Source organism: Arthrobacter sp. AB6, from assembly GCF_031844545.1.
Taxonomy (GTDB): Bacteria; Actinomycetota; Actinomycetes; order Actinomycetales; family Micrococcaceae; genus Arthrobacter.
On the sequence record NZ_JAUZVL010000011.1, the window covers coordinates 103361 to 125060 of the forward strand.

Here is a 21700-nt window from a genome sequence, read left to right on the forward strand (position 1 = left end):
GGCTGACCGTGGGCCGGCCGCCACGGTACCCAGCGGAAAAGTACGACGGCGGCCGGTTCCGGGCGGCGCGGCGGCAGCCTCCGGCGTCGAACGTCGCACCGCCGGAACGGCTAAGATGGGTCGCATGACTAGCATGACGGACCCTCTCGAGAACGACCCGATGCGCGAGCTTTCCGGGGCTGGATCGTCCACAGCCACCATTGAGCGCGAGGAACTGCGCCAGGAAGTGGAACCCGGGGACCGGGAGCGCTTTTCGCACTATGTGCGCAAGGAAAAAATCATGGAGTCCGCGCTGACGGGGGAGCCCGTCATCGCCCTGTGCGGCAAGGTCTGGACGCCGGGCCGGGACCCGCAGAAATTCCCGGTGTGCCCGATGTGCAAAGAGGTCTATGACGGCCTCCGCCCGGGCAACGACGGCGGCAAGGGTCCCGGAGGGGACTCGGGCAACAACAAATAGTGACGGAGACGCTCTTTGGCGGCCCCACCCTGCCTCCGGCTTATCCGGAACGCGCAGCCTGGGGAACCGCCCCGAAACTCCGTGCCTGGCAGCAGGAAGCGCTTGACCAATACCTGCGCAACAGCCCCCGTGATTTCCTCGCGGTAGCAACCCCCGGCGCCGGCAAGACCACCTTTGCCCTCCGCGTGGCCTCCACGCTTATTGACTCCGGCGCCGTGAATCGGGTGACCATCGTGGCGCCCACTGACCACCTCAAGCGGCAGTGGGCGGATGCGGCGGCCAGGGTGGGGATCGCCATCGACCCCAACTTCAAGAACTCGGACGGCCAGCACGGCCGCGGCTTCATCGGCGTGGCCGTCACGTATGCCCAGGTGGCCAGCAAACCGCTGCTGCACCGTGCCAAGACCGAGGCTGCCCGCACCCTGGTGATCCTGGACGAGATCCACCACGGCGGCGAGGCCCTGTCCTGGGGTGACGGCCTGCGCGAGGCGTTCGACCCCGCAGTGCGGCGCCTCTCGCTGACCGGTACGCCGTTCCGCTCGGACACCTCGCCCATCCCGTTCGTGGAGTACGCCGAGGACCGGGACGGGATCCGCCGCTCCAAGGCTGACTACACCTATGGTTACGGCAACGCCCTGCGGGACCACGTTGTCCGTCCCGTGATGTTCATGGCCTATTCGGGACAGATGCGCTGGCGGACCAGCGCCGGTGAAGAGATGGCGGCCTCGCTCGGCGAAGCCGCCGTCACCAAGGACATCACTTCCCACGCGTGGCGGACTGCCCTGAATCCCGCCGGTGAGTGGATCCCCGCTGTCCTGGCAGGTGCTGACAAGCGCCTCAGCGAGGTCCGGCGGACCGTCCCCGACGCCGGCGGGCTGGTGATTGCCACGGACCACGAGGACGCGCGGGCCTACGCCGGGCAGCTGAAGAGGATCACCGGGGAATCGCCCACGGTCATCCTTTCCGACGACGCCAAGGCATCCAGCAAGATCGAGGAATTCACCGCCAGCGAGAAACGCTGGATGGTGGCGGTCCGGATGGTGTCCGAAGGCGTTGACGTACCCCGGCTTTCCGTGGGCGTGTACGCCACGTCAACGTCAACGCCGCTGTTTTTTGCCCAGGCTGTGGGGCGCTTCGTGCGTGCCCGCAAGCGCGGGGAAACGGCGTCGGTCTTCCTGCCCTCGGTGCCGCAGCTGATGGCCCTGGCCAACTCCATGGAGGCGGAACGGGACCACGCCCTGGACCGCCCGGAGAAGGAAGACGCCGACGGCCTGTTCAACCCGGAAGACTCGCTGATGGCGGAGGCCAACCGGGAGGACAAGGCGTCGGACAGCCTGACGAAGGGCAAGTTCGAGGCCCTGGACTCGCAGGCTTCCTTTGACCGGGTGCTGTTTGACGGCGGCGAGTTCGGCACCGGCGGCGAGGTGGGGTCCGACGACGAAATGGACTTCCTGGGCATTCCCGGGCTGCTGGACGCCGAACAGGTGGGCACGCTCCTCCGGCAGCGCCAGCACGAGCAGCTGAACCGGAAAAACCGGAAGGCGCCCGCCGCGGCGGAAGCCCCTGCGCCCGCCGTCCCGGACCACCGGATGCTGATGGACCTCCGGAACGAGCTCGCCAAGAACGTGGCCGCCTGGTCAGCCCGGACGGGGACCCCCCACGGCGTGGTGCATACCAAGCTGCGGACGGTGTGCGGCGGCCCGCCGGTTGCCCAGGCGAACGAGGAACAGCTGCAGTCCCGGCTGCGGAAGCTCCAGGACTGGTTCATCGGCCGCAAGTAGCGGCCGAAGCTGCCAGGGAATCAGGCGACGTCTACCCCGCCGAGTTCCATTTCGGCCACTGCGTCCTCCAGGTCCTCCGCGATCCCCGCAGTCAGGGACCGGAGCACGGTGACGGAGTAGCCCGCCTGGACGGCGTCCAGGGCCGTGGCCATGACGCAGTAGTCGGTGGCGATTCCCACCACCACAACGTCTTCGACGTCGTGGCTTTGCAGCCAGTCATCCAGCCCGATCGCGTCCTCGTCCGGGGCAAACTTTTCCTCGCCGGCCGGTCCTGGCAGGGCTCCCGGCTGGCGTTCTCCCGTAGGCACTGCGTCTTCAGGGGCCAGGAGGCCCTCGAAGCCGGAGTAGGCCGCGGCGAACTGGCCTTTCTGGAAGTACGCCTGGATGTATTCGGTGTCGAGGTCCGGATGGAGTTCGGCGCCCCGGGTCCCGGCCACGCAGTGCGGCGGCCAGCTGTCCTTGAAGTCCGGCGTGTCGGAGAAGTGGGCGCCGGGGTCGATGTGCCAGTCCTGGGTGGCCACAATGTGGTCGAACTCGCCGTGGTGGGCGTCCACATATTCGCTGATGGCGCCGGCAACGTCCGCACCGCCGGAAACGGCGAGCGAACCGCCCTCACAGAAATCGTTCTGGACGTCGACGATGATCAGTGCGCGGGACATCAGTCCTCCTCAGTTTTCTTCATAGAGAGTAGGGATGGCGGCTTCACCGCGCTGCAGGCGGTTGACCACAGGGGGGAGTTCCGCCATGGAATCCGCATGGCGCTGGCGCGCGCGGAGCACGCCTTCATGGCCGGTCCAGCCCGGCAGCACCTCCCCGTTCTTCATGAACTGCTGGAGCAGCGGGCGGTCATTGCCGTCATCCTCGGGCCGGTGCCCCACGCCCACCACTTCGGCAGTGGCGATGCCGCGTTCATCCAGCTTGCGCAGCGCGTATTTCCGGCCGCCTACGCTGGCCTTGTTCTTGGCCGCCTTGGCGACGGAGACGAAGTTTCCGTCATCGTCCGTGCGGCTGACCAGTTTGTAGACCATGCTGGCGGTGGGTGCGCCCGAGCCGGTGACCAGGGAGGTGCCCACGCCGTAGGAATCGACCGGGGCGGACTGCAGGGCAGCAATGGCGTACTCGTCGAGGTCGGACGTGACCACGATCTTGGTGTTCTCGTTGCCGAGGTCGTCCAGGAGGCGGCGCACCCACTGGGCCTGTGCAACCAGGTCTCCGGAATCCAGCCGGACCGCTCCCAGGTGGGGACCCGCAAGGTCCACTGCCGTGCGGACGGCCGCTTCGACGTCGTACGTGTCCACCAGCAGGGACGTATGGTGCCCGAGGGACGCAATCTGTGCCTCGAACGCGTCGCGTTCGGTGTCGTGCAGGAGGGTGAAGGAGTGGGCGGCGGTGCCCACCGTCCTGATCCCGTAGCGGATGCCGGCCTCAAGGTTGGAGGTGCTGTCGAACCCGGCAATGATGGCCGCCCTGGCGGAGGCGGTGGCCGCTTCCTCGTGGGTGCGCCGGGAGCCCATCTCGATGCAGGGGCGGCCTCCGGCGGCACTGACCATGCGGGACGCGGCAGAGGCGATGGCGCTGTCGTGGTTAAGCACGGACAGCAGGTAGGTCTCCAGCATGCAGGCTTCGGCGAAGGTGGCTTCGACGATCAGGATGGGGGAGTTGGGAAAGTACGCTTCACCCTCGGGATAGCCCCAGATATCCCCGGAAAAACGGTAGGAGGCCAGGTATTCAAGGGTCTGCGCATTGACCACCTTGGTGCGCTCCAGGAAGTCCAGCTCGGCGTCCCCGAAGCGGAAGTTGGCGATGCCCTCCAGCAGCCGTCCGGTGCCCGCCACGATCCCGTAGCGCCTGCCGTCCGGCAGGCGGCGGGCGAACGCCTCGAACACCGACTTGCGGTGCGCGGCCCCCGAATGGAGCGACGCCTGCAGCATGGTCAGCTCGTAGTGGTCGGTGTAAAAGGACGTGCGGGGATGGTCCCAGCCGGTGGAGGTACTCACGAAAATCACTCTAGTCCCCACCGGCTCCCACGTCTCGCTTCGCTTCGCCGCGGGCCCCTCGCCGGCGTGGGCCCACCCACCGGCTCCCACGTCTCGCTTCGCTTCGCCGCGGGACCCCCGCCGGCGTGGGCCCACCCACCGGCTCCCACGTCTCGCTTCGCTTCGCCGCGGGCCCCTCGCCGGCGAGGGGCCGTCCTCCCCATAGAATGGACAGATGACCATTAGCGTTGCGCCCGGCCCTGATACACAGGTGGGCACCCGGACCGGAACAGCGGAATCCACCGATTCCCTGACCGCACCGGACATCCCCTGGAACCTGGTGATCTGGAACGATCCCGTCAACCTCATGAGCTACGTGAGCTACGTTTTCCAGAGCTACTTCGGCTACTCGGAGAGCAAGGCGAACAAGCTCATGATGGAGGTCCACAAAAAGGGCCGCTCCATTGTTGCCTCCGGCAGCAAGGAACAGGTGGAGCGTCACGCGGTGGCGATGCACGGCTTTGGCCTGTGGGCAACAGTGGAGAAGGCCAGCGGCGGGAACGGCGGCCCCTCCCGGAAATCCGGCGGACCGGGCCAGGGCAAGGGGAAACGTGGCTAAGGCATTCAAATACGGACTCAAGGGCATTGCCGGCTACCTGGAACCGGCGGAGCGGGACCTGCTGCGCAGCCTCATCAGTGACGTCATTTCCATGCTCCAGCCGGAGGAACGGGCCGGTCAGGATCCGCTGGCTGCACTGATCGGACTGGACATGGACGTCGCCGAGCCGTCGGACCGCGCCGTCAAGCGGCTCCTTCCCAATGTCATGAAGGACGACGCCGGTGCGTCCCTTGAGTTCCGCCAGCTCACCGAACGGTCGCTGCGGGAGACGAAGATCGGCGCCCTGCAGGCGGCCGCCCTGGACCTGGACAAGGACGAGATCGTGCTGACGCCCGAAGGGGCGAAGCACTGGTCCATGGCGCTGAACGATGTCCGGCTTGTCCTGGCTGAGCGGCTGGACATCCAGGATGAGGAGGATGCCGAACACGTCCACCTCATGCAGGACTGGTCCCAGGCCGAGGACGTGGAAAGCTACCTGGCGCTGGTTTACAACTTTGCCACCTGGCTCCAGGAGTCACTGGTCCAGGCCATGCTGCAGTCCCTGGACGCCCGCCGATGAGCGGCGCAGGCCGTTCTCCGTCCCCGTGCTGTGACACACCAGACATGAGCTGCTGGCCACAAGTTCATGGCTGGGGCTGCAGGGAAGCCCTATCCTCGAATAATCATGAGTAGAGCCTCGAGCATGGATCCGCCGGCAGGCGCTGCCGCCGGGTCCGACGCCAGCGACTTCCCTGCCGCCGTGGAGTCACGGCCCATCGGTGTCTTTGATTCCGGCGTGGGCGGCCTGACGGTGGCACGGTCCATCATCGACCAGCTGCCCAACGAGTCCATCCTCTATGTGGGGGACACGGCGCACGGACCCTATGGCCCCCTGCCCATCGCGGAGGTGCGGGCAAACGCCCTCGGCGTGATGGACGAACTGGTGGACTCCGGGGTCAAGCTGCTCACCATTGCCTGCAACTCGGCGTCGGCCGCTGTCCTGCGGGACGCCCGCGAGCGCTACACGGCCAAGTACGGCATTCCCGTCATCGAGGTCATCCAGCCGGCGGTGCGTCGTGCCGTGGCTGCAACCCGCAGCGGACGGGTGGGCGTGATCGGTACCTCCGCCACGGTGGGGTCGCGGGCCTACGAGGACACGTTTGCCGCGGCTCCCGACCTGGCGATCACTTCGGTGGCATGCCCTGAATTCGTCAGCTACGTGGAGGCAGGCATCACCACCGGGCCGGCCCTGCTTGCTGTTGCCGAGGAGTATCTTGCTCCCCTCAAGGCGGCGGGCGTGGACACGGTGGTCCTGGGCTGCACGCACTACCCGCTGCTCACCGGGGTCATCTCCTACGTCATGGGAGCGGACGTGACCCTCGTATCCAGCGCCGAGGAGACCGCCAAGGACGTCTACCGCGCCCTTGCCACGCACGGTCTCCAGCGCACGGATGCCGCACCCCCGGAACACCATTTTGTGGCAACCGGAGACGCCGGCCAGTTCGAGGCCCTGGCCAGGCGGTTCCTTGGCCCGGAAGTGCTCTCCGTCCGGCACGTGGACCATGTGTCCGCGCAGTACCCCACCGGCAGCCTGGCCCGGATCACCCCCGAGATGATCGCTGCCGCCCGGAACGCCGCCGCCCGTCCGCGGATCTCCAACTTTGTTGGCACGTCAGCCACCGGGGGGCCGGGCCAGTGAAGCTCACCATCGTCGGCTGTACCGGCTCGTTTCCCGGTCCCGGATCGCCTGCATCCTGCTACCTCCTGACCGCGAACGACGGCGAGCGGACCTGGAAAGTGGTCATGGACCTGGGCAGCGGCGCACTGGGGGCCATCCAGCGGTACACGGACCTCGAGGACATCGACGCGATCTTCCTGACCCATCTGCACCCCGACCACTGCATGGACCTCTGCGGCCTCCACGTGGCCGTCCGCTGGAAGCCCGGCGGCTGGGGCCGGGGACGGATTCCGGTCTGGGGACCGGCCGCCACTGCAGACCGGATGGCCACCGCCTACGGGCTGCCGCTGGACCCGGGCATGCATGAGGAATTCGACTTCACCAACTGGACCGAGCGCCAGCCGGTCACCGTGGGCCCCTTCACTGTTACCCCCTTTGCAGTGAACCACCCCGTGGAGGAGGCCTACGCCCTGCGGGTGGAAGTGGTGGAACCGGACAAGGAGGGCGGCACCGTCTCGCGGACCCTGACGTACTCCGGTGATACCGATTCCTGCGCCGGGCTTGAGGAAGCCGCGAAGGACGCCGACCTTTTCCTGTGCGAAGCTGCATTCGAGGAAGGCCGCGACGACGGCATCAAGGACGTCCACCTCACTGGCAAGCGTGCGGGGGAGGCCGCCGCGGCCGCGGGGGCGCGCCGGCTCCTGCTGACGCACATTCCGGTATGGACGTCCCAGACCACCGTGATGGCGGAGGCCCGGCCGGTGTTCGGCGGCGACGTTGCGGTGGCGGTTGCCGGGGTCCACTACACCATCTAGGCCTCCGAAACAGGGCCAGGCGTCGGCAGCACCTGCAGTGGATAAGCTAAAGGCATGACTTCTGAAGCAACTGCAGTGCCCATCGTGCGTGCCGACGGCCGCGCTCCCGACCAGCTCCGGCCCATCAGCATCACCCGCGGATGGTCTTCCCAGGCCGAAGGATCGGCCCTGATCGAGTTCGGCAACACCCGGGTCCTGTGCACCGCCTCCCTGACCGCGGGGGTCCCGCGCTGGCTCAAGGGGGAAGGCCGCGGCTGGGTCACCGCCGAGTACGCCATGCTGCCGAGGGCAACCAACACCCGCTCCGACCGCGAATCCGTCAAGGGGAAGATCGGCGGCCGCACGCACGAGATCTCGCGGCTGATCGGCCGTTCGCTCCGCTCGATCATCGACACGAGGGCCCTGGGCGAGAACACCATCGTGCTGGACTGCGACGTCCTCCAGGCCGACGGCGGGACCCGCACGGCAGCCATCACCGGCGCCTACGTTGCCCTCGCTGATTCCATCCGGTTCGCCCGGGACAACAAGCTGATCGCAAAGAACGCCCAGCCCCTCATCGACACCATCGCCGCGGTGTCCGTGGGAATCATCGACGGCGTTCCCATGTTGGACCTGCCGTACGTGGAGGACGTCCGGGCTGAAACGGACATGAACGTGGTGGTCACCGGCTCCGGCAAATTCGTGGAGGTGCAGGGCACGGCTGAGGGCGCACCCTTTGACAGGGCAGAACTGGACCAGCTTCTGGACCTTGCCCTGCTGGGCACTACGCAGCTCGCGGCCATCCAGCGGGAAACCCTGGCAGACACGCTGTGAGTACGGCCCCCGCTCCGTGGCAAGGCACAGCCCCCCGCCTGGTCCTTGCCACGCACAACAAGGGCAAGCTCCGGGAACTGCGCGAACTGCTGCGCGGACAGGTGCCCGGGCTCGACGTCGACACCCAGGTGGTGGACGCGGCGGCTGCAGGTGCCCCGGACGTCGTCGAAACAGGCGTGACGTTCGCCGAGAATTCCCTGCTCAAAGCCCGGGCCGTTGCCGAGGCCACCGGCCTGGTGGCCATCGCGGACGACTCCGGCCTTGCCGTGGACGTCATGGGTGGGGCGCCGGGGATTTTCTCAGCCCGGTGGGCCGGCAGCCACGGCGACGACGACGCCAACCTCCGGCTTCTGCTCAGCCAGCTCTCGGACGTTCCGGACCACCATCGGGGCGCCGCATTCGTCTGCGCGGCGGCCCTCGCTGTCCCGGACATGGATGGCGCCCCCGGACGCGAGGTAGTGGAATACGGGCAACTCGAGGGGATCCTGCTGCGCGAGCCGCGGGGGAACGGCGGCTTCGGCTACGATCCGGTGCTCCAGCCCGCGGGGGAGGACCGCAGCTGTGCCGAGCTGTCCGCCGAGGAGAAGAACGCCATCAGCCACCGGGGCAAGGCGTTCCGCGCCCTGCTCCCTGCCATCGTTGAGGCCCTTCGGGCGCCAAAGGCCTGACGCCTGCCGGTGGCCGGCTGGCTGGACAAACAAAAAGGTGTGCCACCGGCGGAACGGGGGCACACCTTATTGCGTCGGATCCCTGGCGACTTCCTAAGGCAGGCGCGGCGTCTTCTGCTCGTCCTCGGGGGCGTGCTCTTCGATGAACTCGTCCACCGGATCGGTGCCGTAGGCCTTCGCCTGCCGCTTGGCGGAGATCCCGCGGAGGACCTCCACGCCGATGGGGAGGACCGAAACCAGGACGATGGCGATGAAGATGATGTCCAGGTTCTCGCGGACCCACGGCACACGGTCACCCAACAGGTAGCCCAGGAGCGTCACGCCGCCGCCCCACAGCACTGCACCGATGACGTTGAAGAGGAAGAACTTCTTCTTGCTCATCTGGGCCACGCCCACGATGACGGGAACGAAAGTCCTGATGATGGGGACGAAGCGGGCCAGGATCAGCGCCTTGCCGCCGTGCTTTTCGAAGAACGCGTGCGCGTTTTCCACGTTCTCGCGCTTGAAGAGGCGTGAGTTTGGCTTGTTGAAGATGGCGGGGCCGGCCTTTGAACCGATGAAGTAGCCGGTCTGGTTTCCCACGATGGCCGAGATGACGATCAGCAGCGCAAACAGCAGCACATTGAACTTGATGGTGTCCGTGGCCACCAGCAGTCCGGCGGTGAACAGCATGGAATCACCCGGCAGGAAGAAGCCAACCAGCAGGCCGGTTTCCGCGAAGACGATCCCGCAGACCAGCAGGACCACCCAGGGTGCCAGGGCGGGATCGGCCAGGAAGACCTGGGGGTTCAGCCAGTCGGGCAGGAAGGAGGCCAGCCGGGGCTGGACCGGTCCTGCCCCGCCCAGCATGGACACGGCGAGGTGGTTCATCACAGGAAAGTTCACCCCTCAAGGGTACTTGACGGGTTTGGACGGTTTCCGACGGTAAGGTGGGGGCCGTGGGTTTGGACTTTACGGCGATCGACTTCGAGACTGCAAACGGCTTTCGGGGCTCGGCCTGCGCAGTCGGCCTGACCAAGGTCAGGGGCGGCCGGATCGTCGAGGAAGCTTCGTGGCTCATGCGGCCGCCGCAGGACCACGACCACTTTGACTACCACAACGTCCGGATCCACGGTATCCGGGCCGAGGACGTGGCTGGCAAACCCCGTTTCGGGGACCTCTTCCCTGAAATCGGGGCCTTCATCGGCGACGACATCCTCGCGGCGCACAATGCCGCCTTCGACCTCGGCGTGATCCGTTCCGGCCTGGAGGTCTCGGGCCTGCCGGGGCCGGCTTACGACTATGTCTGCACCGTGATGCTCTCCCGGCGGTGCTATTCCCTGGTGTCCAACTCCCTGCCGTTCGCCGCCGAGGAAGCCGGCGTTCCCCTGGTGAACCATCACGACGCCGCCGAGGACGCGCGGGCGTGCGCGGGGATCCTGATCGACATCGCCCGCAGGAACCAGGCCAACAGCGTCGCCGAGCTCTACCTTTCCCTGGGGCTGGTGATGCCCCGGCAGCAGGCTTTCCACCCGGCGACGGATGCGCTCTCCAAGCAGAGCCTGGCCGCCCTCTCGGCTGGGTCCGGCAGCACTGCTGCGCCGCTCCGGTCCTTCCAGGCGGGCTGGCCGGAGGAGGGCGCCAACCCGCTGCCCAACCCCGACGCCGAGCCCGGCCATCCCCTGTACGGGCAGACCGTCGTCTTCACCGGGCAGCTGTCCATGGGGCGCCCGGAGGCGAAAAGGCGCTCTGCCGACGTCGGTGCCCGGCCCGAAAGCCGGGTGACCGGCCGCACCACGGTCCTGGTGGTGGGCGACGGTTTTATCGCCTCGGACCTTCGGTCCGGCAGGCTGACGGGCAAGGCCCGCCGGGTCCTGGAGCTCCATGAGCGGGGGCAGGCCATCGAGGTGCTCTCCGAGGGGGAGTTCCTGCAGATGGTGGGCGGTTTCGCGGCCGCGGCCATGGCCTGAGGGTCCGAAGGTTCATCCGGCGCAACAAACCTTGGTTGCCGGACCGGCCGCTCCTACCCTTGGCTCATGAGTTCTGTGTTCGCCTTCCCGAATCCCGTCAATGAGTACGCCGCACGCGTGACCGCGGGCCTGGTTGTGCTGCTCGCGGTTGTGACGGCGGTGAGCGGCTCAGTGTGGGGCCTGGCGGCCATCGCCGCGGGATTCTGGCTGCGTGTGCTGTTCGGACCGAGGGTTTCGCCGCTGGCGCTTTTGTCCGTGAAGGTCATCACGCCGCGGTTGGGACGGGTCAAGCTGGTCCCCGGACCGCCCAAGCGCTTCGCGCAGGGGATGGGGGCCGCAGTGTCCACCACGGCCCTGGTCCTGTTCGTGGCAGGGGCAGCGCCCGCAGCCTGGGCAGTGCTGGGCATCCTGGTCGTGGCGGCGTCACTTGAGGCTTTTGCAGGCTTTTGCCTGGGCTGCGTGATCTTCGGGTTCCTGCAGCGGCGTGGACTGATCCCCGAAGACGTCTGCGAGGCATGCAATAACATCAGCCTTCGGCGGTCGTAACCCCCACCAACAGATTGGCCATGCCGCGGACCGCCTCGGGCGCTTCCAGCGATCCGAGCCACTCTGCGGGCAGGCACTCCTCGCCGTAGAAGGCCCCCAGGATATTCCCGGCCAGTGAACCGGTGGAATCGCTGTTCCCGCCGTGGTTCACCGCCAAAGCCAGCGCCGCCCGGAAGTGCCGGACGGGCAGCGTGTCTGCGCCGGCGTCGTCCCTGCCCTCGTTGTCCGCGCCCGGCATGCCTGTGCCGGGCGCAGTGGCAAGCACCGCGTAAAGCGCGACGGCGAGGGCTTCCTCCGAGGTCCGGCCTTCACCCAGCGCGTCCGTGAGTTCCTCCGGGGTGACGACGCCCTTGCCCGCGAGCCTGAGGGCGGATTCCAGGCGTTCGGGCAGTTCCGGCGCCACCTCGTTGAGCGTACGGGAGTGGGCGGCCACCGCGGCAGCCGCCTCGGGGAGCCCTTCGCCCGTGACGAGCCGGTGGATCAGCAGACTGAAGATTCCGGCACTTTGGCGCGCCGACGGGTGCCCGTGCGTCAGGGACGCGGCGTCGGCACTCAGCTTATAGACGGCGTCGGGCGTGATATGCGGGACCAGCCCGAACGGCGCCGAACGCACCACGGTTCCGTAGCCTTTCGATCCTGGATTTACCGGCCGGAAGGCAGTGCCCATCTCGCCCGTGGCCAGCCCGGAGATGGAGGTCTCATCCGGGTGCCTGCGCTTGTGGAGCACCGCCTGGCGGTCGATCCACCGCGGCTGGGGAGTGGGGGCAGACGCAGGGGCAGGCTCTCCCTGCGTGCCGAGCCACCGGAGATAAGCGAGCCACAGGCAGGCATTGACGTCCGCGCCCACGCCGGAATTTGCCCACTCAAGCGCCTCCACCAGTCCATCAACCGTGTAAAGGGTCAACTGGGTCTCGTCCGAGAAGGAGCTCCCGGACAGCTCACGGAAACCGGTAAGGCCGCGCTCGCCGAACCGGCGCCTGATCTCCTCCATCGAGTCCATCCCGACGGCGTAACCCAGGGCATCGCCCAACGCGCCGCCCAGCAGGCAACCGTGGATGCGTGATCTCAGTGCGGGCGCGGACAGGCCGGGTTCAATGCTCATGCTGCAAATTTACCGCGGCGGGGGCCGGCATCCTGACGGGTGCCCGGCCCTAGCCGTCCGGGTCGACGCGAGCGCACAGCAAACGCCCACAGCAGCTGGAATAATGGGGGGGTTGCCCGTCGGCCGCACCGCCATCTTCTGCCTACCAAAGGGTCCACCATGAGTACGCCCGCCCTTGACCATCACGACGCTTTGCTGACCCGCAGTCCGGAGGCCTCCCGCCCCGGGCTGCTGCCCAGGCTGGGGGCCGAGGCATTCGGCACGCTGTTCATCGTGGTGGCCGGCCTCGGTGTTCCGCTGTTCACCATCCCGGACTCCAGCCCCCTCCCTGCGGCACTTGCCGCCGGCCTTGCCGTGACCGCCGCGATGCTCGCCTTCTCGCACGTTTCTGGCGGCCACTTCAACCCGGCCATCACCGTGGGGCACCTCCTGGCCGGACGGATCCGGGCCGGCGCCGCTGCCGCCTATGCCGGTGCCCAGCTGGCTGGTGGACTGGCAGGCGCCCTCGCCCTCTTCGGAATCCTGCGCACCCTGCCGGGGATCGCGGACAGCCGCACTGCTTTCGACACTGTCACGGCGGGCTTTGGCGAACACTCCATCATCCAGGCGCCGCTTGCTGCGGTGCTGCTCCTTGAAATGCTCGGAGCCGCAATCGTTGTTGCAGTCTTCCTGGGGACCTCCGGCAGGGACGAATCCCGGGACGGCAGCGGCCGGTCCGCCGCAGCCGTGGCAGTCGGACTGTCCTTTGCGGTCCTCCTGCAGCTGGGCCAGTCTGTGGGCAACCTGCCGTTTAATCCTGCCCGGGCAGTCTCGTCCGCCCTGTTCAGCTCGGACTGGGCTGCGGCGCAGCTATGGGTTTTCCTGGCTGCCCCGCTGGTGGGCGCTGCCCTTGCGGGACTGGTGTTCCGTAGCTTCGGAGCGGCTGCTGGCGGCCGCCGGCCGGCCGCCGGCCCTGCCCTTGGAAAGCAGGACGCAGACGGCGCCGCGCCCGCAGATTCCGCCGTTGCCAGTGCGGGCGGACGCCCGGATGCGCGCGCGGACGAACCCCAGCCGGGGACCAGCGAAGCCCAGGACTTCTTCGAAGGAAGGCGGGGCTGATCCCGGTGGCCGCGGCGGTTGCCTTCGCTGTCAGTGGCAGCCGATAGCTTAGGAACATGCGGTTACTACACACTTCGGACTGGCACCTGGGCCGGTCCTTCCACGGCGTCGGGATGCTGGACGCCCAGCGCGCCTTCGTTGACCAGCTGGTCGGCGCTGTAGAGCAGCACCGCGTGGACGTTGTCCTGGTGGCGGGGGACGTCTACGACCGCGCCCTTCCCGGCGTGGACGTGGTACGCCTGCTTGACGAGGCCCTGGTGCGCCTTGCCGCGGCCGGCGCACAGGTGGTGCTGACAAGCGGCAACCATGATTCCGCCATCCGACTGGGCTTTGCGTCCCGGCTCCTGGAACGCGGGGGAGTGCACCTCCGGACCAGGATCGAGGCCCTGGACGAACCGCTGCTACTGCCGCTGGGGGAAACAGCTGCCGGGGAAGGTGGCGAGGCCGTGCTGGCCATCTACGGCATTCCGTGGCTCGAACCCCGGCTCGTCGCCGAACAACTGGGTGCGGACACCCCCAGCCACTTTGAGGTTACCCGGGCCGCAACAGGGATGATCCGCGAGGACATCAAGCGGCGGTCGGCCTCGGCCACTGTGCATTCCGTGGTCCTTGCCCACACCTTCGCCAGCGGGGGGATCAGCTCGGACAGCGAGCGGGACCTCAGCATCGGCGGCGTCGGCGCCGTGCCGCTGGACCTCTTCGAGGGCTTCAGCTACACGGCGCTGGGGCACCTGCACGGACGCCAAACCCTGTCGCCCCACGTGAGGTACTCGGGCTCGCCGCTGGCTTACTCCTTTTCGGAAGCCACCCACCAGAAAGGGGGCTGGCTCGTGGACCTCGGCGCCGAGGGTGTCACCTCGGTGCGGGAAGTCCTGTGGCCGGCGCCGCGCGCACTGGCCGTGCTGCGCGGGCCCTTGGCGGAGCTGCTGGAATCGCCCGCGCACCAGTGGGCCGAATCCGCCTACTGCCAGGTCACCCTGACCGACGCCCAGCGGCCCGCCCGGGCCATGGAGCGGCTCCGTTCCCGGTTCCCGGACACTTTGGTCCTTGGCTTTGATCCGGAGGGTGGAACCCAGGCCGCCGCCTCAAGCTACAGCAGCAGGCTGGCCGACGCGCCGGACGACCTCGCAGTGTGCTGCGGCTTCCTGGAACATGTGCGCGGCAGGGTTCCCGACGATGCCGAAAAAGCAGCGGTTGCCGTTGCGCTAGAGAATGTCCGGCTCCTGGAGGCTTCACGATGAGGATCCACCGCGTCCTGATCTCCGCGTTCGGGCCGTTTGCCGGTACCGAGGAGATCGACTTCGACAGGCTCAGCGCCCATGGCCTCTTCCTGCTCAACGGCCCAACAGGGGCAGGAAAGACCAGCGTCCTGGATGCCATCTGCTTCGCCCTGTACGGCTCCGTTCCCGGGGCCCGCCAGGACGGGAAAAGGCTCCGCAGCGACCACGCGGAACCGGCGCAGGAGCCTGCCGTCACCTGTGAGTTCTCGGCCCAGGGCCGCCGCTTCGAAGTGACGCGGTCACCGGCCTGGGACAAGCCGAGCGCGCGGGGGAAGAACGGATTCACCACGCAGCAGGCCAAGACGCTGCTGCGCGAACGCGTCAGCGGAACCTGGACGGAAAAGTCCGCCCGCAATGACGAGGCGGGCGCGGAGATACTGGCCCTGCTGGGCATGGACCGGGAGCAGTTCACCCGCGTGGTGATGCTGCCCCAGGGCGATTTCGCTGCTTTCCTCCGTTCCAAGGCCACTGACCGGCTGGACCTTCTGCAGAAGCTTTTTGGCACCGAGCGGTTTGAAGCGGTGGAGCAGGAACTGGCCCGCCAGGCGCAGGCAGCCAAGGAGGAAGTCTCGCTCCTCGCCGGCCGGCTCGAAATCCTTGCGGCGCGGGCGGAGTCGGAGACGGCCCGCCTGGGGCTGGACGAGGCAGGCGCTCCATCTCCGGACGATGCCGTGGCCCGCCTCGAATGGCTTGAAAGCGCAGTCAACGGGCGCCTGGCGGAACTGGCGGGCCGCGCGGAACGGGCCGAAGCCGCAAGCACCGAATGCAGGAACGCCGTGGAAGCGGAAGCAGCGCGCGGGGAGCGGCGCCGCAAACTCGATTCCGCCGCGGCCCGGAAAGCGGCCGTGGACCAGGGGGCGCAGTTGCTGGAGGAACAGCTCCTCCGGCTGGCCCGGCACCGGAAGGCGGAGGTGCTGCACGGGCAGCTGCTGAACGTTGATGCAGGTGCCGCGAAGGTCCGGCGGGCCGCTACTGCCGTGGAGTCCGCCTTTACGCTGCTCAGCATGGCCGCAGGGGAAGACCCCGAGCTGGCCCAACTGGAGTTGGGAATTGGCGCGGTCCCGCCTGCGGACGGGGCAGGAGCCGCTGCCGGCTGCGCCGCCGAACTGGGGCGCCTGCGTTCGCTCCTTGCCGTCGTGGAGGCCCGGGTGCCGGACGAGGACAGGCTGCTGGGCCTCCGGAAGCGCCATGGCGGGCTGGTGAAAAAGCAGGAAGAACTCGCCGCCGTCCTCGTGCAGGCGGGCAGCCGCTCCGAAGAACTCCAGGCCGAGCGGCGCCGCCTCCAGGACGGGCTGCAGGATCTCGAGCAGCGGGCGGGTGCCGAGGCCCTGCGGCGGAAGGAAGCCGCGGCCGCGGAGGAGCTGCTCGACGTCGTCAGGCGCTATGGCGGGGCCGTTGCTGTCCGGGACCAGGTCAAAGTCCGGTATGACGAGTTCCGGGACAGCCAGCTGGAAGCAAAACGCCACTGGCTGGACCTCAGGGAAGAGCGGCTCGCAAACGCTGCTGCTGAGCTGGCAGCCAAGCTGGTCCCTGGGGAGCACTGTGCCGTCTGTGGCAGCACCGATCATCCCGCCCCCGCCGCAGGCGGTCCGGGTGGTCCAGGGCTCGCGCAGGAGGAGGAAGAAGCGCGGCGTATCCACGAGGCGGCGGAGGCCGCCTGTGCCGTGGTTGCCCATGAACTGGCAGAAGCCAGCCAATTGGTGGCCGTCCTGGCTGGACAAGGCGGGGAAACGGCCGCGGAAGAGGCCGAAAACGGCGCGGTCCGCGCGCGCCTGGCTGCTGCCGAGGCAGAGGCCGCGGTCAAGGAACTCAGCGCTGTCCGGTTGCGGCTCGAGAAGCTTGGGGCCGCTGTTGAAGCAGCACAAAAATCGAGGACAGACGCAGAAGCCGAGCTTGCCCGGACTGTGGCCTCGCTGGCCGATGTGACCGAACAGTCCGCCGCCCTTGACCAGGCACTGGCCGGGCTCAGGGGAAGCCACCGGAGCCTGGCCCAGCGGTTGCGCGCGCTGGAAAACGCGGTGGCAGTCCTCAATAAGGCGGTTGAAGCACAGGCCCAGCTGGAACAGGCGGAGGCCCAGGCCGCCGAGGCACGGGAGCAGCTGGAACAGGCTCTTCCTGCCGCCGGCTTCGCAACCGCCGGCGAGGCCCGGGAGCAGCTGCTTGAGGCCGCCGAGGCAACTGCCCTCCAGGCCAGCGTGCGGGCCGCCCAGGACGAGCAGGCCAGGGTGGCGGAACTGTTCGTTTCCGGGGATGTTGTGCTGGCACTGGAAGAAAAGTCGGCCGGTTACGAAGTGGACCCGGCGCGGCTTGCGGCGCTCCGGGAAGCTGCGGTCACCGCCGTGCAGGAAGCCAGGGACGCGGACCTTGCTGCCGGCATGGCGTCCAGGTGCCTGGCCTCGCTCCGGGGTATCCGGGCCGAGTATGGCGATCTGGCAGGATCGGCGCGGCAGCCTGCCGAGCGGGCACAGATGCTCGCGGGCCTGGCGGATGCCGCAGCAGGCCGGGGCGAGAACACCTACCGGATGAGCCTGAACAGCTATGTCCTGGCCGCCCGCCTGGAGCAGGTGGCCCTGGCGGCCTCGGAGCGGCTGGTGGCAATGAGCGATGGCCGGTACCTGCTCCAGCACACTGATGCCAAGGCTGCACGCGGTGCAAAGTCGGGGCTTGGCCTGGAGGTAGTGGACCAGTGGACCGGGTTCCACCGGGACACCTCCACGCTGTCCGGAGGCGAGTCGTTCATGGCCTCCCTGTCCCTGGCGCTCGGGTTGGCGGACGTGGTCCAGCAGGAGGCCGGTGGAGTGGAGATCGAGACCCTGTTCGTGGACGAAGGGTTCGGCAGCCTGGATGAGCAGTCCCTTGAACAGGTGATGGACGCCCTTGAGGGCCTCCGGGACGGCGGCCGCGTGGTGGGGCTTGTCAGTCACGTGGCAGAGATGAAGCAGCGGATCGGCGCCCAGCTCCAGGTCCTGAAAGGCCGGAACGGATCGACGCTGCGGATCTCCGACGCGGTGGATGCTCCCGTGTGACCGTTCCGGCCACCGCGGCAGCCGGATATAATCGGACAGTTACCGGGTTGCGCGCATCGGGAGGAGGGACGGTGTGCATAACATGAACGAGCCCGGAATTGACCTCATCCACCTCACCTGCCAGCCCGCAAGCCGCCGTCCCTGCCGGACAACCGTTGCCTTCCCCGGCGCCCGCACCGGCCCGGTTAACTGAGCCGCCTGCCGCCGCCAACCAAGCCTCAGCCAACCAAGCCGCCGCCAACCCGGCTCCCAGTCGCGGCCGCTTCGCCCGGCTGCCCCATCTTGCCGGCCCGGGCTTTATACCGCTGGGGCTGTTTGCGCGGCTTCCGCTGGCCATGCTGACAGTCGGCACGCTCACCCTGGTTACGTCAGCCAGCGGTTCCTACGCTCTGGGCGGGACGGCTGCCGGTGCGGTCGGAATCGGTTCGGCGTTGGGCGCTCCGGCCTTGGGATCCTTGGCCGACCGGCACGGACAACGCCCGGTGCTGCTGATTGCTGCCCTCCTTAATACCGTGGCAGTGGTGGCCCTGATGCTTGCAGTGTGGGTCATGGGGGAGCCTGGCGGTGGTACCGCGGCAGTGTTGGCGTCCGCCTTCGTGTCCGGTGCAAGCTGTCCGCAGGTCGGACCGCTGGCCAGGGTGCGGTGGATGGCCCTGGCCTCCCGGGGGACTGCTGCGGACAAGGCGAAGGACTTGCACACCGCCCTCTCCTACGAAAGCACCGCGGATGAGGTGACCTTCGTCCTGGGGCCGGCACTGGTGGGAATCCTGGCCAGCCTGCTGGCGCCCTGGCTGCCCCTTGCCCTTGCGGCGGCCATGACCATCACCTTCGTTCCGGCCTTCGCCGTGCACCGCACCCATCAGGCCGTTCCGGCCATCAAGGCAGTTCCGGCGGGCTGGGCGGACCGGACCGCCGCGGACCGGCGTTTGCAGGGTGCAAGAAACGCGTCCGGGCGCCTGCCGGCAGCGGTGGCCCTGCCGGTGCTTGCCATGGTGTGCATGGGAACGTTCTTCGGCTCGACGCAGGCCGCCCTGAGCTCGTTTTCGGGAATGTTCGCAGGCTCGGAGGTTGCCGGCCTGCTGTACGCCGTCATGGGGCTGAGCTCAGCCGCGGCGGCATTGTCCGTTGCCTACTGGCCGCAGGCCTTCAGCCTGTCCGGGCGGTGGGCGCTGTGCGCCGGGCTGATGGCAGGGCTGGCCCTGCTCCTGTTGCTGCCGTCCTCGATGCATGGGATGGTGGCAGCGCTGCTGGTCCTGGGCCTCCCGGTGGGGCCGGTCATGGTCACGGTCTTTGGCGTGGGCGGTGTCGTCGCGCCGGCGGGACGACTCGGCACCGTAATGACGGCGCTGGCCAGCGGCATCGTGGCCGGCACTGCCCTTGGTTCGTCCCTTGGCGGCCAGCTGGCCGAACTGCACGGCTACACAGCGGCGTTCGTTGTCCCGGTCTGCGCCGCAGCGGTGCTGGCACTCCTCGGTGCCGGGTCCGCCGTCGTTCTTCGCCGCAGGCCCTAAACCAGTTGCCGCTCGATCCTGGCGGCGCTCTCCACCAGCGCCGCGCCCACCGTCGCGGGGTCATGGGATGAGCGGATATAGACGACGGCGAGGGCGGCCGGCCGGCTGCCGGGAACCCGGACGGGCGCAGCCAGGGAGGATACGCCGGCGATGACCTCGTCGTGGCTGGCCGAGTATCCGGCGCGGCGGGCCTCGGCAGCTTCGGGGCGGTAGGGGATTCCCGTGGCCAGCCGGTCCCATTCGGACTCGGTGAGCGCCGACTGGATGGCGATGCCAGGAGCGCCGGCGTTGACGGGATGGCGGGTGCCGGGATGCTGGGCCACTGTGGCGCCCGAGTGCCTGGGTTCCACCGTGAGCAGGGTGATGCAGTCGTGGTGGTCCCACACTGCCACGAACGCCGTCATGTCCAGGGTGTTTGCCAGTTGCGTCAGCTCGGGAAGGGCGGCCGCCTGCAGGTTGCGCGAAACTCCGCGAGCCAGGACCGCAAGCCCCGGCCCCGGCTGGACCCGCCCGGCGTCGTCCCGCACCAGCAGCGAGTGGTCCTCCAGGGTCCGGAGGATGCGGTACGCGACCGATCGGTGCACGCCCATCGCGTCCGCCAGTTCGGCAATGGTCAGTGGGCCGGGCGCTGCCGCCAGGATCTCCAGGGCGCGGATTCCCCGGGACAGGGTTTGCGACGCGGACGCCTGTGCCGGCGCTGCTCCGGCCGCGGCTGCAGCGGTGGGATTCATGGTGACCATCCTAGGTGGCACGTGCCGCAGGAGCTGCCCTGGGGGTTCCCGGCCAGACGTGCGGTGTCCTCAATTCGAAACGGCAATTCAAATATAGAACTGGCCTTGACGCAGCCCAAACGTCAGGACAGCTTTCCGGAGGTTCCCGCAGTTCAGCAGGCTGTGCATAAAAGTTTTCCCCGGCCGTGTTGTGCCTCACATTTTCGTAGTACCCTACTAACTAACTGACCGTTCTGTCGGTAATCCTGATGGCGTCCCGGCAGCTCTGCTGCCTTGAACAATGGAGTTTCAATGACCACACCTTCCAAGGTGGACACACTCGCCGGTCCCAGTTCCCGGCGGGAGGAACGCAAGGTCCTCGCCGGCACCCTCGTCGGAACCACCATCGAGTGGTACGACTTCTTCATTTTTGCCCAGTTGACCGCGACGCTGCTGTCACCGCTGTTCCTGGCGCCCCTGAACCAGTCCAACCCCGGCCTGGCACAGATCCTGTCATTCGCCCTGATCGGCATCAGCTTCCTCTTCCGGCCCCTCGGCGCCGTGGTGGCAGGCCACCTGGGCGACCGCCTGGGCCGCAAGGCGATGCTTGTCTTCACCCTGGTGATGATGGGGGCAGCCACAGCCCTGATCGGCATGCTGCCCACCTACGCCCAGATCGGCGCCTGGGCGCCGGTCCTGCTGATCATTCTCCGCATCGTTCAGGGCTTCTCGGCGGGCGGCGAGTGGGGCGGGGCGGCACTGATGGCTGTTGAACATGCGCCCCTGAACAAGCGCGGCCTCTTCGGCGCCTACCCGCAAATCGGCGTGCCCATCGGCATGATCCTGGCCACCGGCCTGCTCTTCTTCCTCAACACCAGCATGTCCAAGGAGGACTTCGCGGCCTGGGGCTGGCGCGTGCCGTTCCTGCTCTCCATCCTCCTTATCGTGGTGGGCTACCTGATCCGGCGGGCGGTGGCCGAAAGCCCCGTCTTCCGGGAAATGGCTGCCCGGAAGCAGGAAAGCAAGGCACCGCTGGGCGAGCTGGTCCGCAGCCACAAGAAGCCGGTCCTGTACTCCACCATGATCTTCATCGCGAACAATGCGGCCGGCTACCTGCTGATTGCCTTCTTCATTGCCTACGCCACCAGGACCTTGAAGATGCCTACCCCGGAGGTGCTGCTGGCCACCACGCTGGCCTCCTTCGGCTGGCTGATCTTCACCCTTGCAGGCGGCTGGCTCTCGGACCGCATTGGCCGGGTCAAGACGTTCCTGACGGGCTACGCCATCATCTTTGCCTGGATGATCCCGATGTTCGCCCTCATCGACACCAAGAACATCTGGTTCTACGGCCTGGCGCTGTTTGTCCTCACCATCGGGCTTGGGCTGTCCTACGGGCCCATGTCAGCAATGTACGCCGAGATGTTCCCCGCGAACGTGCGGTACTCCGGGATTTCCATCGGCTATGCTTTCGGCGCCATCCTGGGCGGGGCATTCGCGGCGACTATCGCTGAAACGCTGCTGCAGTCCACCAAGTGGACCGGGTCCATCGGCATCTACATCATGGTGCTGTGCGTCATCTCCGCCATCGGCGTTGTCCTCGCCAAGGAAACCAAGGGCCGCCCGCTGGGGGTCAGCCACCACTAAGCCGCGCAACGCGGCTGGGTAACCGGAACGACGGCGGGCCGGACCATC

20 protein-coding genes are annotated in these 21700 nt (G+C 67.9%); 15 read left to right on the plus strand and 5 right to left on the minus strand.

Going from position 1 to position 21700, the window contains the following annotated elements; translation table 11 throughout:
- Positions 1 to 124: 124 nt before the first annotated feature.
- Both Q9R30_RS10980 and Q9R30_RS10985 read left to right on the plus strand, forming a co-directional pair.
- The gene (locus Q9R30_RS10980; protein ID WP_373461535.1) at positions 125 to 457 is read left to right on the plus strand and encodes a DUF3039 domain-containing protein; all 333 of its coding nucleotides are present in this window, start codon (positions 125 to 127) and stop codon (positions 455 to 457) included.
- Positions 457 to 2238 (plus strand): DEAD/DEAH box helicase, encoded by a 1782-nt coding sequence (locus Q9R30_RS10985; RefSeq protein WP_104998352.1) that lies wholly within the window; start codon positions 457 to 459, stop codon positions 2236 to 2238. The genes Q9R30_RS10980 and Q9R30_RS10985 overlap by 1 nt, the downstream gene beginning before the upstream one ends.
- A 20-nt stretch (positions 2239 to 2258) precedes the next feature.
- Here Q9R30_RS10985 and Q9R30_RS10990 read toward each other — a convergent pair whose 3' ends face one another.
- Positions 2259 to 2897 (minus strand): isochorismatase family protein, encoded by a 639-nt coding sequence (locus Q9R30_RS10990; RefSeq protein WP_311217602.1) that lies wholly within the window; start codon positions 2895 to 2897, stop codon positions 2259 to 2261.
- A gap of 9 nt (positions 2898 to 2906) precedes the next feature.
- A complete protein-coding gene (locus Q9R30_RS10995) occupies positions 2907 to 4235 on the minus strand; it encodes a nicotinate phosphoribosyltransferase (RefSeq protein ID WP_104999769.1) in 1329 nt (442 codons plus the stop codon).
- A 214-nt stretch (positions 4236 to 4449) separates the two neighbouring features.
- Between Q9R30_RS10995 and clpS the strand changes: the two genes are divergently transcribed.
- The 6 genes from clpS to rdgB all read left to right on the plus strand — a co-directional run bounded on the left by clpS (position 4450) and on the right by rdgB (position 8786).
- On the plus strand, positions 4450 to 4833 hold the full coding sequence (gene clpS / locus Q9R30_RS11000) for an ATP-dependent Clp protease adapter ClpS (RefSeq protein WP_104998350.1): 384 nt from the start codon (positions 4450 to 4452) through the stop codon (positions 4831 to 4833).
- Positions 4826 to 5392, plus strand: coding sequence for a DUF2017 domain-containing protein (locus tag Q9R30_RS11005; RefSeq protein ID WP_104998349.1), 567 nt, complete (start codon positions 4826 to 4828; stop codon positions 5390 to 5392). Before clpS ends, Q9R30_RS11005 begins: the two co-directional genes overlap by 8 nt.
- A 123-nt stretch (positions 5393 to 5515) precedes the next feature.
- A complete protein-coding gene (gene murI / locus Q9R30_RS11010) occupies positions 5516 to 6511 on the plus strand; it encodes a glutamate racemase (protein WP_311217613.1) in 996 nt (331 codons plus the stop codon).
- Positions 6508 to 7305: an MBL fold metallo-hydrolase gene (locus tag Q9R30_RS11015; RefSeq protein ID WP_311217603.1), complete on the plus strand. Its 798-nt coding sequence runs from the start codon at positions 6508 to 6510 to the stop codon at positions 7303 to 7305. Before murI ends, Q9R30_RS11015 begins: the two co-directional genes overlap by 4 nt.
- 54 nt (positions 7306 to 7359) lie before the next feature.
- Complete coding sequence (rph, locus tag Q9R30_RS11020; protein WP_104998346.1) at positions 7360 to 8118, plus strand: ribonuclease PH; 759 nt, start codon at positions 7360 to 7362, stop codon at positions 8116 to 8118.
- Complete coding sequence (gene rdgB, locus Q9R30_RS11025; RefSeq protein ID WP_311217604.1) at positions 8115 to 8786, plus strand: RdgB/HAM1 family non-canonical purine NTP pyrophosphatase; 672 nt, start codon at positions 8115 to 8117, stop codon at positions 8784 to 8786. The genes rph and rdgB overlap by 4 nt, the downstream gene beginning before the upstream one ends.
- 93 nt (positions 8787 to 8879) lie before the next feature.
- On the opposite strand, the gene Q9R30_RS11030 is transcribed toward rdgB, so the two are convergent.
- A complete protein-coding gene (locus tag Q9R30_RS11030) occupies positions 8880 to 9656 on the minus strand; it encodes a VTT domain-containing protein (RefSeq protein WP_311217614.1) in 777 nt (258 codons plus the stop codon).
- 68 nt (positions 9657 to 9724) lie between these two features.
- Here Q9R30_RS11030 and Q9R30_RS11035 point away from each other — a divergent pair, with 68 nt between their 5' ends.
- Both Q9R30_RS11035 and Q9R30_RS11040 read left to right on the plus strand, forming a co-directional pair.
- Entirely contained in the window at positions 9725 to 10735 is a 1011-nt protein-coding gene (locus Q9R30_RS11035; RefSeq protein WP_311217605.1) for an exonuclease domain-containing protein, read from the plus strand.
- Positions 10736 to 10801: 66 nt separating this feature from the next.
- Entirely contained in the window at positions 10802 to 11281 is a 480-nt protein-coding gene (locus Q9R30_RS11040; protein ID WP_104998345.1) for a DUF4395 domain-containing protein, read from the plus strand.
- On the opposite strand, the gene Q9R30_RS11045 is transcribed toward Q9R30_RS11040, so the two are convergent.
- Positions 11262 to 12383 (minus strand): ADP-ribosylglycohydrolase family protein, encoded by a 1122-nt coding sequence (locus Q9R30_RS11045; protein ID WP_311217606.1) that lies wholly within the window; start codon positions 12381 to 12383, stop codon positions 11262 to 11264. The genes Q9R30_RS11040 and Q9R30_RS11045 overlap by 20 nt on opposite strands.
- A 159-nt stretch (positions 12384 to 12542) precedes the next feature.
- On the opposite strand from Q9R30_RS11045, the gene Q9R30_RS11050 reads away from it, so the two are divergent.
- The 4 genes from Q9R30_RS11050 (at position 12543) to Q9R30_RS11065 (ending at position 19298) form a co-directional block, all read left to right on the plus strand.
- Positions 12543 to 13481: an aquaporin gene (locus tag Q9R30_RS11050; protein ID WP_104998343.1), complete on the plus strand. Its 939-nt coding sequence runs from the start codon at positions 12543 to 12545 to the stop codon at positions 13479 to 13481.
- A gap of 56 nt (positions 13482 to 13537) precedes the next feature.
- On the plus strand, positions 13538 to 14722 hold the full coding sequence (locus Q9R30_RS11055) for an exonuclease SbcCD subunit D (protein WP_311217607.1): 1185 nt from the start codon (positions 13538 to 13540) through the stop codon (positions 14720 to 14722).
- The gene (locus Q9R30_RS11060) at positions 14719 to 17787 is read left to right on the plus strand and encodes an SMC family ATPase (protein WP_311217608.1); all 3069 of its coding nucleotides are present in this window, start codon (positions 14719 to 14721) and stop codon (positions 17785 to 17787) included. The genes Q9R30_RS11055 and Q9R30_RS11060 overlap by 4 nt, the downstream gene beginning before the upstream one ends.
- 335 nt (positions 17788 to 18122) lie before the next feature.
- Complete coding sequence (locus tag Q9R30_RS11065; protein ID WP_396136720.1) at positions 18123 to 19298, plus strand: MFS transporter; 1176 nt, start codon at positions 18123 to 18125, stop codon at positions 19296 to 19298.
- Here Q9R30_RS11065 and Q9R30_RS11070 read toward each other — a convergent pair.
- Entirely contained in the window at positions 19295 to 20029 is a 735-nt protein-coding gene (locus Q9R30_RS11070; RefSeq protein ID WP_311217609.1) for an IclR family transcriptional regulator, read from the minus strand. The two genes, Q9R30_RS11065 and Q9R30_RS11070, sit on opposite strands and share 4 nt — an antisense overlap.
- 291 nt (positions 20030 to 20320) lie before the next feature.
- Here Q9R30_RS11070 and Q9R30_RS11075 point away from each other — a divergent pair, with 291 nt between their 5' ends.
- Complete coding sequence (locus tag Q9R30_RS11075) at positions 20321 to 21652, plus strand: MFS transporter (protein ID WP_104998338.1); 1332 nt, start codon at positions 20321 to 20323, stop codon at positions 21650 to 21652.
- Positions 21653 to 21700 lie beyond the last annotated feature (48 nt).